The organism is Amycolatopsis sp. WAC 04197, from assembly GCF_003947475.1.
Lineage (GTDB): Bacteria > Actinomycetota > Actinomycetes > Mycobacteriales > Pseudonocardiaceae > Amycolatopsis > Amycolatopsis japonica.
Window position 1 is genome coordinate 251,965 of the sequence record NZ_QHJK01000007.1, and the last position, 14,165, is coordinate 266,129.

Here is a 14,165-nt window from a genome sequence, read left to right on the forward strand (position 1 = left end):
GCTCGGCCCAATTTCCCACGACTCGAAACCATTTCCGACACGCGCCGGAAAGGCCCGTCACCGGTCGGAGAACCCCGCTTCACGACCGGGTGAGCGGCCACCACGAGACGTCACCGACCTCGCCGCATACGGGCATTTCGCGTAGCGACGGCACCCGATCGGCCCCCGCGGAACGCGCGTCCGGCCCAATCCGGCAAACAGGTGAACCTCTCCGTAGACCCGATCGAGCTGTTTGACCGGGCATTACCCCTTGCTATGTTGACTTTGCGCCCACCCCACTCGAATGGGTATCCGCGAATTGCGAAAAACCGCGGTTCACCGGGTCGACTGAAAGGGAGTCCGTTGACGACCATCGAGACCCATACCCGCGCCCGGCCCGCCGGCGAGGTACTGACCTGGAGCCGGAATCTTCTCGACCCGGCCTTGCGTGAAGCCGTCGACGGACTGCCCGAGTCGATGCGGCTCATCGCCGGTTACCACTTCGGCTGGTGGGACGAACACGGCCGTCCGTCCACTTCGGACAGCGGGAAGGCGCTGCGGCCCGCGCTGGCGCTGTTGTCGGCGCAGGCGGTCGGCGGGGACGCCGAGACCGCCGTCCCGGTGGGCGTCGCGGTGGAGATGGTGCACAACTTCTCCCTGTTGCACGACGACGTGATGGACTCCGACACCACGCGGCGGCACCGCCCGACCGCCTGGACCGTTTTCGGCACCGGCGCGGCGATCCTCGCCGGGGACGCCTTGCTGTGCCGGGCCTTCGAGGTGCTGGCGCCGTTCGGGCAGACCGCGCTGCGGGTGCTCAGCACCGCCGTGATCGACCTGCTGGAAGGGCAGAGCGCCGATCTGAAGTTCGAGGAACGCGGTGACGTCGACACCGCCGAATGCGTTCGCATGGCCGAGGGGAAGACCGGCGCGTTGCTCGGGGCGTCGTGCACGCTCGGAGCGCTGGCCGGAGAAGGGAGGCAGGATCAGGTCGACCGGCTGACCGAGTACGGGAGGGCACTCGGGCTGGCGTTCCAGCACATCGACGATCTCCTCGGGATCTGGGGCGATCCGGCGGTGACCGGGAAACCGGTCCACTCGGATCTCTCCAACCGGAAGAAGTCCCTGCCGGTGGTGGCCGCGCTCCACTCGGGGACGGACGCCGGGCGAGAACTGGATGCCTTGTACCGCAAGGAAAACCTCGACGCCGCGGAGTTGCCCCACGCGGCGGAGCTGGTGGAACGGGCGGGCGGCCGGACGTGGAGCCAGGAGCAGGCCGACGCGCTCCTGACCGGCGCGCTGCACCATCTCGCCGTCGCGAACCCGGTGCCCCGCCCAGGCGCCGAGCTCGCGGCCCTCGCGAAACTGGTGGTGCGGCGACGGTATTGAAGCCGGGCGCGGTAAGGCAGGGGTGGGCGGGGAAGAGCCCACCCCTGTCCCCTCAGATCAACGACCGGGCCGGGTCAAGCCCTGGTCACCGGCACCACGGCTGAGGACGACCTCGTCGGTGGCCTTGAGCGCCTCCGCGCCAGCGTTCCCGGCCTGACCCGCGGTCAGGTCGAGCAGCCGGATCGGCGGGCCGAGCTGGACCAGCGTCGGCACGTACTCGGCCTTGTCGACCTTCCAGCGGTCGCCGTCCCGCACGAACCGGAACCGCGCCGCGGCGCCCTGTTCGGTCGAGCCCTTCGGTTCCGAATGCCGGGCGACGCTGTTGCCGAGGCCGTAGGCGACCCACTTGCCGTTGATCTGCTCGAAGGGCTGCACGACGTGCGCGTGGTGGCCGATGATCAGGTCGATCGAGTCGTCACCGAGGAGTTTCTTCGCCAGCGTGCGCTGTTCGGCGGTCGGATCGTGCTGGTATTCGGTGCCCCAGTGCAGGCTCGCGAGGACGACCTGGGCGCCCGCCTTCCGCGCGGCCTTGGCCTGGGCGATCACGTCTTCGGCGTCGATCTGGTTGACCAGCCAGGGTTTGCCCGCGGGCACCTTGATCCCGTTGAACCCGTAGGCGAAGGAGATCTGGGCGACCTTGACGCCGTTGACGTCGACGATGAGCGGCTTCTTCGCCTCTTCGGCCGAACGCGCCGAACCGGTGTGCTTGATCCCCGCCTCGTCGAGTTCGTCGAGCGTGCGGGTCGCGCCGTCCACGCCCTGGTCGATCGTGTGATTCGACGCGGTCGAGCAGTTGTCGTACCCGGTGTCCTTGAGCGCGTCGACGATCTCCGGCGGCGCGCTGAACGACGGGTAGCCGCTGTACGGCCCGCCCTTCGGCGCGAGCGGGGTTTCGAGGTGACAGATGCCGAGGTCGGCCCCGGAGATCAGCGGTTTGATCCCGGCCAGCAGCGGCCGGTAGTCGATCTTGCCGCCGCCGTCCTCCTTCGCCTGCTCGGTCAGCGCGGGGTGGATCAGCACGTCGCCGGTGGCGACCACGGTGAAGGACCCGTCCGGCGCCTGGCTCGCCCGCGGAGCCTCGGAGGAGGCGGGCGGCGGCTGCTGCTCAGGGGTGCCGCTGCACGCGGCGAGCAGGACGGCGGCGCCGAGGAGGGCGGTGGTCTGGCGGACGCGGGAGCTGAACATCGATTCCCTCGATCGGGTGACAGTCCCCTCCATCCTGCCTTACCGGCCCGCCGCCCCCACGAGATCGGTCTTCAATCACGCGAGTTCCGCTTCCAATCACGCGAGTTCGGCGTTCAGGCCAGGCAGTCGCCGGGTTCTCCCCGGCGCAGCGCCGGATCCTCCTGGGTGAAGGTCCGCGCGACCCCCGGCCCGCTGGACCGCGTCTCGAACCGGACGGTCACCCGGCCGTGCCCGGCGCCCTGCACCCAGCCGGTGCCGAACTCGTCGTGCACGACGTCGTCGCCGGGCCGCCAGCTCGACGAGACCACGGCCACCGGCGCGGGCGCCCGCTCGACCACCGGCACGTCCGGCGCCGGAACGGAAAGCGTGAACAGCGGATCCTGATGCGGCACCGACAGCCCGGACAGCGCGACACCGGCCAGCCGCACCCCGCCGAATTCGGTCGGGTCGATCAGCAGCCGTTCCGCCATCGCGGCGAGCTGGTCGAATTCGTCGGTGGGCGAGGCCATCGTCTCCGAACGCGTCACCGTGCTGAAATCGGTGTGCCGCAGTTTCACCACGACCGTCCGCGCGACCCGGCCGGCGTTGACGAGCCGCCGGTGCGCGTGCACGGCGAGGTCGCGGACCTCGCGCCGCAGGCTCGGCAGGTCGATCAGGTCGCGGTCGAACGTCGTCTCCGCGCTGACCTGCTTGAGCTCCGCGCGGTCGGACACCGGCCGGTCGTCGACGCCGGTCGCCAGCCGCCGCAGGTCCCGCCCGACCACACTGCCCAAAGTGGACACCGCGTCGGCGTCGGAGAGCTCGGTCAGCTGCCCCAGTGTCCGGACGCCGATCGCGCGCAGTTTCCCCTCCGCCACCGGGCCGATCCCCCACAGCACCCTGGTCGGCAGCGGCGCGAGGAAATCGCGTTCGGTGCCCTGGTCGACGACGAGCAGCCCGTCCGGTTTCGCCAGATCCGAAGCGACCTTCGCGACCTGTTTCCCCGACGCCGCCCCGATCGACGCGACCAGGCCGATGTCGGAGCGGATGTGCTCCCGCAGGCGCGCACCGAACTCCCGCACTTCCTCCGACGAAGCCCCGGCCAGTGACGGCGGTTCCGCGAAGGCCTCGTCGAGGGAGATCCGTTCCAGCACGGGCGCGTACGTGGCGACGAGGTCGAACACCCGGGTGCTCAGCAGTTCGTACAGTTTGAACCGCGGCGGCAGGATGACCCCGTTGGGCGGCAACAGCCGCCGCGCCTGCGACATCGGCATCGCCGATTTGATCCCGTGTTCGCGCGCCTGATAACTCGCGCCGGCGACCACGCCGCGCGGGCCCGCGCCGCCGACCAGGACCGGGCGGTGCGCCAGGGTCGGCCGGGTCAGCTGTTCACAGGAGGCGTAGAACGCGTCCATGTCGAGGTGGATGACCCACCGGTCATGCCCGCCCATCGCCCGGCACCTCGAGAAGACGGTGCAGGGCCTTCGTGTACTCCTCGAACGCGGCCCGGCCACGCGTGGTCAGCTCGACCAGCGTCACCGGCGTGCGATGTTCGAAGGCCTTGGTGATCCCGACGTAGCCGGCGTCCTCGAGTTTGCGCAGATGCGTCGACAGGTTGCCCGGCGTCATGTCCAGCAGTTGCTGCAACCGCGGGAAGGTGATGCTGTCCCCCGGCCCCAGGCTCGACAGGGCCACGGTGACCCGCAGCCGCGCCTGCGCGTGGATCACCGGATCCAGCTGGGGCAGCCCGTCCTCACTCATCGCGCCCGCACCAGGAAGACCAGGGACGCCACCAGGAAGCCACCGCCGCCCGCGACGCTCAGCACGAGGAAGTTGTACGGTCCCCCGGCCAGCACACTCGCCGCGCCGCACGCGATGATCCACACGCCGAGGCCGTACTGCAGTTTGCTCTGCCACAGCATTCCGCCGGCGAGGTACATCAGGCCGGTCAGCATGAGCGCGGTCCCGGACCAGAGCAACGGGATCAGGTCGGCGTCGATGCCCAGACGGATCAGCGCGGTGTTCACCACCGTCAGCCCGCCGAACGCGATCATCCAGCTCCACCCGTACATCGCCCCGACGAGCCGGGACGGGCCGTGTACGCCGCGGCCCGCGCGGATGCCGTAGATCGCCGAGTACGTCATGGCCCCGGCGAAACCGACGACGGTGAGCACGGCGGCGACCCACAGCGGCATCAACGCCGTCGGCGGGGCGGAGACGTAGATCAGCCCGAAACCGAACAGCCACACCAGACCCCAGACGGCGAGCAGCACGGCCGGATTCGGCCCGATCTCGCGCCGGGTCCGCTCCGACTGCGTGGCGATGAGCGCGAGCGACTCCTCGGGCGTCATCGGCCGCTCGTCGCCGTCCCGTTCATCCTCCACCACTTGGGAAAACTAACACGGGTTCACAGCCTCGCCGTGTCGAGCCGGAACCTCGCCATCACCACGAGCGCGGGCACCACCAGCCACGCCGCGAGCACTCCGACGGCGGTCACCATGCCCGAGCCGCCGAGCACCGGCGCGCGGCCGATCTCGCCGAGCCAGTACGTCGGCATGAGATGCCCGGCGGTGTTCATCCAGCCGGGCAGCACCTGCAGCGGGATCCACAACCCGCCGAACATGCCCAGCGGCAGCATCAGCGCGCCGGTCACGGCCTGGACCGTGTCGCCCTTGCCGAACAGGCCGATCATGAGGCCCAGTACGGCGAACGGCAGCGTCCCGAGCCACAGCGTGCCGAAGATCGTGAGCCACTGGCCGGTTTCGAGCCGGATGCCGCGGATCATCCCGGCCGCGAAGATCACCAGCAGGACGGGCAAGGCGACGAACAGCCCGGCCGCCACCTTGACCATCAGATAGCCGGGCGCGCGCAACGGCGTCAGCCGCAGGGTGCGCTGCCAGCCGTCGGTGCGCTCGGTGGCGACGCGGGTGCCGGTGAACAGCGCGGCGGTCATGGCGCCGTACGCGGCCATGTTCACCATGGTCACCGTCGCGGTCGAGATGCCAGGAGCGATCTCGCGGGCACCGAAGATCCCGCCGAACAACAGGAACATCGCCAGCGGCATGCCGATGGTGAACAACGCGAACTGCGGGCTCCGGACGATGCGCTTGATCTCCAGCGCGAGGTAGTTCAGGTTCATCGCAGCGCTCCCTCAGTCTCGTCCGTGGTCAGCGCGATGAAGGCTTCTTCCAGTCCCACAGCGGTGATTTCGATGTTCGCGGCGAGCGGGAACTCGCGCAGCAGGCCGCGGACGGCGGCGTCGGAGTCGGCACAGTTCAGTTCCGCGTGGCCGGCGCGCAGCACGGCTCGCGAGACCCCGGGCAGCGCGGCGAGTGCGGCTTGGGTGGCGTCCGGGACGACGGCGCGCAGCACCCGCCCGGCGACCGCGGCCCGCACCTCGCCGACGGGACCGTCCGCGACGACCCGGCCGTGCCGCATGAGCACCACGCGGTCCGCGTAATCCTCGGCCTCGGCGAGGTAATGCGTCGCGAAGAGGACCGTGCGGCCCGTCTCGGTGTACTCGCGCATCGACGCCCAGAACCGGCGCCGCCCGTCGACGTCCATGGCCGCCGTGGGTTCGTCGAGCACCAGCAGATCCGGATCGCCGACCAGCGCGAGCGCGAACCGGACCCGTTGCTGCTCCCCACCGGAAAGCTTGCCGCAGCGGCGGTTCGCGTACTCGGTGACACCCGCCCGCTTGAGCACCTCGCGGACCGGCAGCGGATTCCGGTGCAGCGACGCGAACAGGCCGACCAGTTCGGCGACCGTGGCGTCCCGCAGCAGCGTCCCGTTCTGCGCCATCGCGCCGACCATCCCCCGGTCCATCGCCTCGGCCGCGCTGAGCCCGGCGACCCGGACCCGGCCGTCGTCCGGCCTGCTCAGCCCCAGCAGCATGTCGATGGTGGTCGATTTGCCCGCGCCGTTCGGCCCGAGCAGCGCCACCACCTCCCCTGGCGCGACCCGCATGCTGACGTCTTCGACGGCCAGGACGTCACCGAAGCGCTTGACCAGCCCTTCGAGGCTGAACGCGTCCGCCATGACTCTCCCCCTTCGAGCACTCTGAACTACAAAGCTCACTCGCACTTTGTAACACAAAGTCCCCTGCCTCGAAAACCCCAGAAGTCCGTGAAGGCCTCCTTGAGGGACTCTGGGTCCCTCAAGGAGGCCTTCACGGACTGGGGTTAGGCGGGCACCCGGGAGAGCGCCGCGTCGGGGGCCGAAGCCGTAGCCGCGGCGGGTGCCGGAGGCGGCACCGGGAGCGGCAACGGCGCGCACTCGACGTCGGCCGTACGCCCCGGCTTGCGGTCGGGCAGGGCCCCGGTCGCCAGGTAGTCGGCGATCCGGTTGTCGACGCAAGCGTTTCCGCGCGGGGTGATGGCGTGGCTCGTGCCGCCCGGCTCACCGATCAGGCGAGCGCCGGGGAACCGGCTACGCACCTCGAGGCTGCCCTCGTACGGCGTCGCCGCGTCGAGCGTCTCGCCGATCATCAGCACACTCGGCACCTTCGAGCCGTCGACCTTCACCGGCTTGGCAGGCTTCGCGGGCCAGTACAGGCAAGGCGCGTTGAACCAGGCGTTCTGCCAGGTGAAGTACGGCGCCTTCTCGTACGTGCGCCAGTTGTCGCGCTTCCACTGCTGCCAGCTCGGCGGCCACTTCACGTCCGTGCACTGGACGGCGAGGTAGACGGCGTACCCGTTGTCGTCACCGCGTCCGCCGAAGGCCTCGAACAGACCCTTCATCGTCTGCCAGTCGCCCTTGTTGACGAACTTCGCGAGCGCGTCACCGAGCAGCGTCCAGCGCAGCTGGTAGTACGACGCCTGCTGGAAGACGTCGAGGAGTTCGTCCGGTCCGATGAAACCACCGGCCGGAACGGCGGCCACCTTCTTCAACTGCTCGTTGAAGACCTGCTTCACCGCGGCCTGCGTCTTGCCGAGGTGATAGACGTCGTCGTGCTGTGCGACCCAGCCGAACCAGATGTTCAGGTTGACGTCGAAGGCCACGTCCTGGTTGAGGTTCGCCTGGTACCAGACGTTGCGGGGGTCCACAGTGGAATCGAGGACCATCCGCCGGACGTGCTGCGGGAACAGCGTTCCGTAGACCTGGCCGAGATACGTGCCGTAGGAGTACCCGTAGAAGTTCAGCTTCTCGACGCGAAGCGCCTTGCGGATACTGTCCATGTCCTTGACCGTGTCGGTCGTCTTGATGTTCTCCAGCAGCGCGCGGCTGTTCTTCTCCGCGCACGCGTCGGCGTAGGACTTCGAGCGCTGCAGCCAGGTCTTCTCCAGCTGCCGCGTCGTCGGCACGTAGTTCGGCCGGTTGTAGTCCATGTAGTCCGGGATGCACGAAAGCGCGGGTTTGCTGGAGCCGACGCCGCGCGGGTCGAAGCCGACCCAGTCGTAGGCGTCGCCCGCGTGGTTCGGCACGCGGGTGCCGCGGGTGGCGAGCAGCAGCCCGGAACCGCCGGGGCCGCCGGGGTTCGTGAGCATGACGCCCTGGTACTGCGCCTCGGGCGTCTTGTGCTTGACGCGGCTGAGCGCGAGCTGGATCTTCTCGCCGCGCGGCCTCGAATAGTCCAGTGGAACGGACAGGTGACCGCATTCGGCACCGGCGTTGATCAACGTCGGGTCGGTGCACGCTCCCCAGGTGATCGTCTCGACGGGCTGCGCCGCCTCCGCCGCGCCGGCGGGCGCGGTCACCGCGACCGAGGCGAGCGTGGCCGCGGCCAGCGCGGTGATGAGAACACGTCTCAAGGTTTCTCCCTTTCCCTCCAAAGGTGAAAGCCCCGAAACCCTATCCACGTCCATGACCTGCGGAAGCCTTCCGGCGAAGGTCCCTACCAACGGCGGGTCCCGATCGCGGCAAACCGGGCAACCGGTTAATCGGTTGGGAGGCCTCGCGGGCCTCGCTAGGCTGTCGATCATGATCCGCCGCATCCGCGTTCGCGCCCTCTGACCCCACTTCACGGATCCGGACAGGACACATGCAGAACCAGCACATCGCCATGATCGGCTCCACCGCGCCGAGTCACATCTACCCCTCGTTGGCGATCATCCGCGAGCTCGTCGCCCGCGGGCATCGGGTCAGCTACGCCGTGGGCGAGCCGCTCACCGGGTTGATCGCGCCGACCGGGGCCGAGGTCGTCTCGCACCCCTCGATCCTCCCGCTCGGCGATCAGTCGGCGTGGCCGGAGGATCCGGCGTCACAGATGCGGGTCTTCCTCGACGAAGGCATCCAGGCGATGCCGGTGCTCACCGACTTCTACGACGACAACCGCCCGGATCTGGTGCTGTACGACATCGGCGGGCTTCCGGGGCCACTGCTGGCGAGGCGTTACGGCGTTCCCGCGGTGCAGCTTTCCCCGACGTATGTCGCCTGGGAAGGCTACGAGGAGGACATGGGCGAGATCGTCACCGCGATCCGGACCTCACCGTCCGGAAAGGACTATTTCGCCACGTTCACCCACTGGCTGAACGAGAACGGCATCGAGGCCGACGCCTGGGACTGGATCTCCCATCCGGAGCAGGTGCTCGCGCTGCTGCCGAGGGCGATGCAGCCGAACGTCGAGCGGGTGCCGTCGTCGGTGCGGTTCGTCGGCCCGGCACTGGACCCGGAACGTCTGGCCGGTCGGAGCTGGACCCCGCCGTCGAGCGGCCGGAAGGTCCTCCTGATGTCGCTCGGCACGGCGTTCACCGACCAGCTCGACCTGTTCCGCGCGTGCGTCGACGGGTTCCGCGACTCGGACTGGCACGTGGTCATCTCGATCGGCCAGACCGATCCGGCCGCGCTCGGGCCGCTGCCGGAGCACATCGAGGTGCGGTCGTTCGTGCCGCAACTCGCGGTGCTGGAGGCCGCGTCGGCGTTCATCACGCACGCCGGTATGGGCGGCAGCACGGAATCGCTGTGGTACGGCGTGCCGACCGTCGCGATCCCGCTGGCGACCGACGGTTTCGGCAACGCGGCGAAACTGGCCGAACTCGGCGTCGGTGAACAGCTTCCGGCCGACGAGGTGACGGCATCGACGCTGCGTGCCGCCGTCGAGCGGGTGGCCGGTTCGCCCTCGGTGGCCGCGCGGCTGGCCGAGGTGCGGGCCGAGACCCGCGGGAACGGCGGGATCGAGCGGGCCGCCGATGCCGTGGAGTCGTTCCTCCCGTAGTCCCTCAGGAACGCCATGAAAGGTCCTTTCCTTGCAAAATTTGCAAGGAAAGGACCTTTCATGGCACGCGCGTCAGGTACCCCGGATCTCGTTCAGGTAGTTGTAGATGGTGTACCGCGTGACGTCGAGTTCCCCGGCGAGGTGGTCCACCGAGTCCTTGATGAGGAAGAACCCCGCCTCGTCCAGTTCCCGGACCACGGCCGCCTTGTGGCGTTTCTTCATCAGGTCCACCGGGATCCCCGCCTTCGCCACCGCGCGCCCGACCAGGAACCGTTGCAGGCTGTCGACGTCCGGCGGAAACGTCTCGGGCTCGTGCCCGTTGGCCTTCGGCGCACCGTCGGACAGCCGGTTGACGCACAGGCAGCCGATCGCGACCCCGTCCGCGTCCCGCAGGAACAACGTCGACGAGCGGATCGCGCGCCCGTCGGGGCCGTGGGTCTCGTAGTTCGTCAGATCCTGCGTGGTGCCCCGGCGGACGAGCCCCAGCAGCAGATCCGTCATCGGCCCGCCGACCGTCCGGCCGGTGAGATCGCCCGCGATGGCGACGATCGAGTCCGGCAGCCTGCTCAGATCGTGCAGCAGGACTTCGTTGCCCGGCCCCAGCATCGCGGCGAGCGCGTGCACCGCCGGGACGAGCGCGGTGAGCAGATCGCCGGAGGCCGCGGACGCGACAACGGGCGCCTCGAAGACACGAGCCGGCTTCTTCAGCCGTTCCAACGCCGAACGCACCTGCTCCGCCGCACTCGCCGGAGTGGACGCGTGCGGCGACAGCCGGACGTGTTCCGGCCGCACGGTCGCCGCGATCCCGGCGTTCGCCAGCGCGGAACCCACCTGTTCGGCCGCGTGCCCCGCCAGCGTGAAGGCGAGGATCCCGGCCCGTCGCTCGACGGCGGAAACCACCTCGCCACCAACCGACTTCACGACTTCTTCGAGTTCGCCGACCCGTTCGGCGATCCGCCCGGCGATGGCGCCGACGCCCGCTTCCTCGACCAGTTCCAGCGCGGCCGCGAACGCGCCCGAGGTGATCGGGCTCAGGTTCGAGATCGACCACGCGGCCGCGGTGTCGTCGGCCGGATGGATCTCGTCGTCGAACAGACCGGGGTCGCGGGCGCCGGTCCAGCCGGAAAGGATCGGCTCCATCCGCTCCAGCGCGCGATCCGACAGCACGGCGAAACCGGTGCCCCAGCCCGCCCGCAGCCATTTCTGCCCGCCGACGACGAGTACGTCCGCGACCTCCCACGGCGCCTCGGTCACGCCGAAGCCCTGGATCCCGTCGACCACGAGGAGCCGGTCCCCCACCACCTCGCGGATGGCCGCCAGATCGGCGCGGTACCCGGTGCGGAAATCGACCGCGCTCACGCTCACCAGCGACGTCTCCGGGGTCAGCGCCGCCTTCACCGCGTCCGCGGTGACGTTGCCCAGCGGCAGCCGCCGCACGGTCAGCCGTCCCGCCCGTTCCGCGCGGGCCCATGGGTAGGTGTTGGCCGGGAACTCCGCCGCCGACACCAGCGCCTCACCGCCCGGCGCGTTGAACGCCGCCTGGAACAGGCCGAGACTCGTGTGCGGCAACAGCACCGTGTGGTCGGTGTCGCTGCCGGAAAGCCGCGCGGCGGCGGCCTTGGCCCTGGTCTCCTGCCGCATCAGGTCGTCCACAGTGGACGGACCAGCCTTGGTCGAAGCGTCGAGCAGGCTCGCCGTCGTGTCGAGCACGGCGTGCGACGGCGGTCCGAACCGGGCGAAGTCGAGGTACCCGGCGGGCTCGCCGAACTGCAGCAGGTACCGCGGCGAGATCCGCGTCATGCGAGGACCCTGGCCAGGAACTGCCTGGTCCGCTCGTGCTTCGGGGAGCTCAGGAGCTCCCCCGGCGGACCGGTCTCGACGACCCTGCCGTCGGCCATGAACACCACCTCGTCCGCGGCCTCGGCCGCGAACCCCATCTCGTGCGTCACCACGACCATCGTCATCCCCTCCGCGGCCAACGTACCCATCACCGCCAGCACCTCGCCCACGAGTTCCGGGTCGAGCGCCGACGTCGGCTCGTCGAACAGCATCAGCTTCGGTTTCATCGCGAGCGACCGGGCGATCGCGACCCGCTGCTGCTGCCCGCCCGAAAGCTGCGCCGGGTACGCGTCGGCGCGATGCGCGAGGCCGACCCTGTCAAGCAGGTCGAGTGCCTGCTCCCGGGCCTCCTCCAGGGGGACGCCGAGCACGCGCACCGGCCCCTCGACGACGTTCTGCAGCGCCGTCCGGTGACCGAACAGGTTGAAGCGCTGGAACACCATGCCGATGTCGCGCCGCTGCCGGGCGACCTCGCGTTCCTTCAGCTCGTACAGTTTGCCGTCGCGCAGCCGGAACCCGATCGGCTCGCCGTCGACCCAGACCTGCCCGGCGTCGATCGTCTCCAGATGGTTGACACAGCGCAGGAAGGTGCTCTTCCCCGCGCCGGACGGGCCGAGCAGGCAGACGACCTGTCCTTTGTGGACTTCGAGGTCGATGCCGCCCAGTACCTCGGTGTGGCCGTAGCTCTTGCGGACGCCGACGGCCTTGAGCAGTGGCTCAGACACGTTCACTCCTCACCAGTGGCGCGGTGCGCAGGGCCTTGGCGGCGCGGGAGAACGCGCTCCGCGACCGGTCTTCGGAGTCGAAGGCGCGCTCCAGGTAGTGCTGCCCCACCCCGGCGACGGTCACCACGACCATGTACCAGACGGCGGCGGCCAGCAGGGTCTCCATCACCAGCAGGTTGTTGGACGAGATGTTGTTGGCGGCGTGGATCAGTTCGGTCACGCCGATCACCGACGCCATCGACGTGCCCTTGAGCATGTTGATGAAGTCGTTGCCGGTCGGCGGGATGATCACCCGCATCGCCTGCGGCAGCACCACGCGGCACAGTGTCGCGCCCGGCGACATCCCGATCGACTTCGCCGCCTCGGTCTGTCCACTGTCGACACTGTTCAGCCCGGCGCGGACGATCTCCGCCATGTACGCGCTTTCGTTGAGCGCCAGGCCGAGTAGCGCGGCGGTGAACGCGGTGATCAGCACGTTGGTCTGCTCGTGCAGCAGGTGGCCGCCGAACGGCAGCGGGATGGAGATGAACTCGAAGACCAGCGCCAGGTTGTACCAGATCAGGATCTGCAACAGCACCGGAAGCCCGCGGAACAGCCAGATGTAGCCCGCCGCGAACCAGCGCGCCACCGGATTCGCCGACCGGCGCATCAACGCGATCACGATCCCGATGACGATCGCCGATACCTGCGCGATCACCGCGAGCAGCACGGTGTTGAGCAGGCCGACCGCCATCACGCGGTACCACAGGAAATCGGGGACCGAATCCCATTGGATCTGCGCGTTGCCGAGCGCGATCCCGAGCAGGATCAGCAGCGCCAGGATGATCGCGGCGCTGACCCACCGGCCCCAGTGTTTACGCCGGACGATCGGCAGCGGCTCAACTTCCGCCATTGAGCTTCGCCTCCTTGAGCGCGCCCTGCTCGACGCCCCATGCCTGGAGGATCTTGCCGTAGCCGCCGTCGGCGATCAGCGACTGCAGTGCCTTCTGGATCGACTCGGCGAGCGGCTTGTTCTCCTTGTTGACGCCGATCCCGTACGGCCCGCCGTTGATCGGCTCACCGGGGACGACCTCGAAGAACTTGCCCTCGCCCGCGGTCCGCGAGATGTAGACCGCGCTGGGCAGGTCGTTGAGGATGGCGGCGACCCGGCCGGTGCGGAGCTGGTTCTGGTTCTGGGTGTCGGAATCGGTCGCGGTGACGGTCAGCGCGGGCTTGCCGGCTTGAGCGCATTTGCCGTTCTGTTCTTCGGCGAACTTCTGGTGGCTCGTCCCCTGCACCACCGCGACGTTCTTGCCGCACAACGTGTCCGGCCCGGAGATCCGGTCGGGGTTGCCCTTGCGGACCATGATCGTGATGCCGGACGAGAAGTAGTCGACGAAATCGATCTGCGCCTGCCGGGTCTTCGTGTCGTTCATCGCGGCCATCGTGAGGTCGACGCGGCCGGACTGGAGGCTCGTGATCAGCGAACCGAACGCCATGTCCTGGTGGTGCACGGTGACGCCCAGCTTCTTGCCGATGGCCTTGGCGAGGTCGACCTCGTAACCGATCGGGGTCTTGCCGTCGGCGGCGTAGAAGTTGTTGGGCGCGGACTGCAGGTTCGAGGCCAGGTGCAGCATCCCGGCCTGCGTGTACTTCGCGGGCAAGGTGCCGGCGACGGCGGCGTCCTTCTGGACGGACTCGATCAGCGCGGTCGTGTCCGGGATCGCGGCGGGCGCGCCGGGGGCCGCGGGTTCCTGGCCGCCGGCGCCGTCGGGCCCGCCTCCGCAGGCCGCGGTGACGAGCGCGGCCAGGCCGGTGAGCACGGCCAGGCGCCAGGTTCGGTTCAGGGTGAGCGGCGTCGACGGCATGACGGACCTCCACGGGGGGCTTCGGGTGGTCGCCGACGCTACAACTGGGTGTTGAAGAGGTCAACTGAC

Annotated in this window: 13 protein-coding genes; 2 read left to right on the plus strand and 11 right to left on the minus strand. The window is 69.4% G+C overall.

The features are described from left to right. The first annotated feature begins 342 nt into the window (after positions 1 to 342). Positions 343 to 1,368 carry a family 2 encapsulin nanocompartment cargo protein polyprenyl transferase gene (locus DMC64_RS25230; protein ID WP_125735543.1) on the plus strand — a complete coding sequence of 342 codons (1,026 nt, stop codon included), beginning with the start codon at positions 343 to 345 and terminating at the stop codon, positions 1,366 to 1,368. A 57-nt stretch (positions 1,369 to 1,425) separates the two neighbouring features. On the opposite strand, the gene DMC64_RS25235 is transcribed toward DMC64_RS25230, so the two are convergent. From DMC64_RS25235 to DMC64_RS25265, 7 genes are all read right to left on the minus strand, one after another. Continuing rightward, positions 1,426 to 2,553 carry a CapA family protein gene (locus DMC64_RS25235; protein ID WP_125735544.1) on the minus strand — a complete coding sequence of 376 codons (1,128 nt, stop codon included), beginning with the start codon at positions 2,551 to 2,553 and terminating at the stop codon, positions 1,426 to 1,428. A gap of 113 nt (positions 2,554 to 2,666) precedes the next feature. Then, positions 2,667 to 3,983, minus strand: a complete 1,317-nt coding sequence (locus tag DMC64_RS25240) for a DNA polymerase IV (RefSeq protein WP_125735545.1) — start codon at positions 3,981 to 3,983, stop codon at positions 2,667 to 2,669. Then, positions 3,970 to 4,293, minus strand: coding sequence for a transcriptional regulator (locus DMC64_RS25245; protein ID WP_016332004.1), 324 nt, complete (start codon positions 4,291 to 4,293; stop codon positions 3,970 to 3,972). Before DMC64_RS25245 ends, DMC64_RS25240 begins: the two co-directional genes overlap by 14 nt. Then, complete coding sequence (locus tag DMC64_RS25250) at positions 4,290 to 4,919, minus strand: hypothetical protein (RefSeq protein WP_125735546.1); 630 nt, start codon at positions 4,917 to 4,919, stop codon at positions 4,290 to 4,292. The genes DMC64_RS25245 and DMC64_RS25250 overlap by 4 nt, the downstream gene beginning before the upstream one ends. 20 nt (positions 4,920 to 4,939) lie before the next feature. Continuing rightward, positions 4,940 to 5,671, minus strand: a complete 732-nt coding sequence (locus tag DMC64_RS25255; protein WP_125735547.1) for an ABC transporter permease — start codon at positions 5,669 to 5,671, stop codon at positions 4,940 to 4,942. Then, positions 5,668 to 6,570 (minus strand): ABC transporter ATP-binding protein, encoded by a 903-nt coding sequence (locus DMC64_RS25260; protein WP_125735548.1) that lies wholly within the window; start codon positions 6,568 to 6,570, stop codon positions 5,668 to 5,670. The genes DMC64_RS25255 and DMC64_RS25260 overlap by 4 nt, the downstream gene beginning before the upstream one ends. 143 nt (positions 6,571 to 6,713) lie before the next feature. Continuing rightward, a complete protein-coding gene (locus DMC64_RS25265; protein WP_125735549.1) occupies positions 6,714 to 8,282 on the minus strand; it encodes an alpha/beta hydrolase in 1,569 nt (522 codons plus the stop codon). A 230-nt stretch (positions 8,283 to 8,512) separates the two neighbouring features. On the opposite strand from DMC64_RS25265, the gene DMC64_RS25270 reads away from it, so the two are divergent. Continuing rightward, on the plus strand, positions 8,513 to 9,685 hold the full coding sequence (locus tag DMC64_RS25270; RefSeq protein ID WP_125735550.1) for a macrolide family glycosyltransferase: 1,173 nt from the start codon (positions 8,513 to 8,515) through the stop codon (positions 9,683 to 9,685). A gap of 72 nt (positions 9,686 to 9,757) precedes the next feature. Here DMC64_RS25270 and DMC64_RS25275 read toward each other — a convergent pair whose 3' ends face one another. Genes DMC64_RS25275 through DMC64_RS25290 form a run of 4 tightly spaced genes read right to left on the minus strand, consistent with a single transcriptional unit; the run spans position 9,758 to position 14,096 of the window. After that, positions 9,758 to 11,485 (minus strand): aminotransferase class V-fold PLP-dependent enzyme, encoded by a 1,728-nt coding sequence (locus DMC64_RS25275; RefSeq protein WP_125735551.1) that lies wholly within the window; start codon positions 11,483 to 11,485, stop codon positions 9,758 to 9,760. Beyond that, positions 11,482 to 12,249 carry an amino acid ABC transporter ATP-binding protein gene (locus DMC64_RS25280; RefSeq protein ID WP_125735552.1) on the minus strand — a complete coding sequence of 256 codons (768 nt, stop codon included), beginning with the start codon at positions 12,247 to 12,249 and terminating at the stop codon, positions 11,482 to 11,484. Before DMC64_RS25280 ends, DMC64_RS25275 begins: the two co-directional genes overlap by 4 nt. After that, on the minus strand, positions 12,242 to 13,141 hold the full coding sequence (locus DMC64_RS25285; protein ID WP_125735553.1) for an amino acid ABC transporter permease: 900 nt from the start codon (positions 13,139 to 13,141) through the stop codon (positions 12,242 to 12,244). The genes DMC64_RS25280 and DMC64_RS25285 overlap by 8 nt, the downstream gene beginning before the upstream one ends. Continuing rightward, positions 13,128 to 14,096 carry an ABC transporter substrate-binding protein gene (locus DMC64_RS25290; protein WP_125735554.1) on the minus strand — a complete coding sequence of 323 codons (969 nt, stop codon included), beginning with the start codon at positions 14,094 to 14,096 and terminating at the stop codon, positions 13,128 to 13,130. The genes DMC64_RS25285 and DMC64_RS25290 overlap by 14 nt, the downstream gene beginning before the upstream one ends. Positions 14,097 to 14,165: the final 69 nt, after the last annotated feature.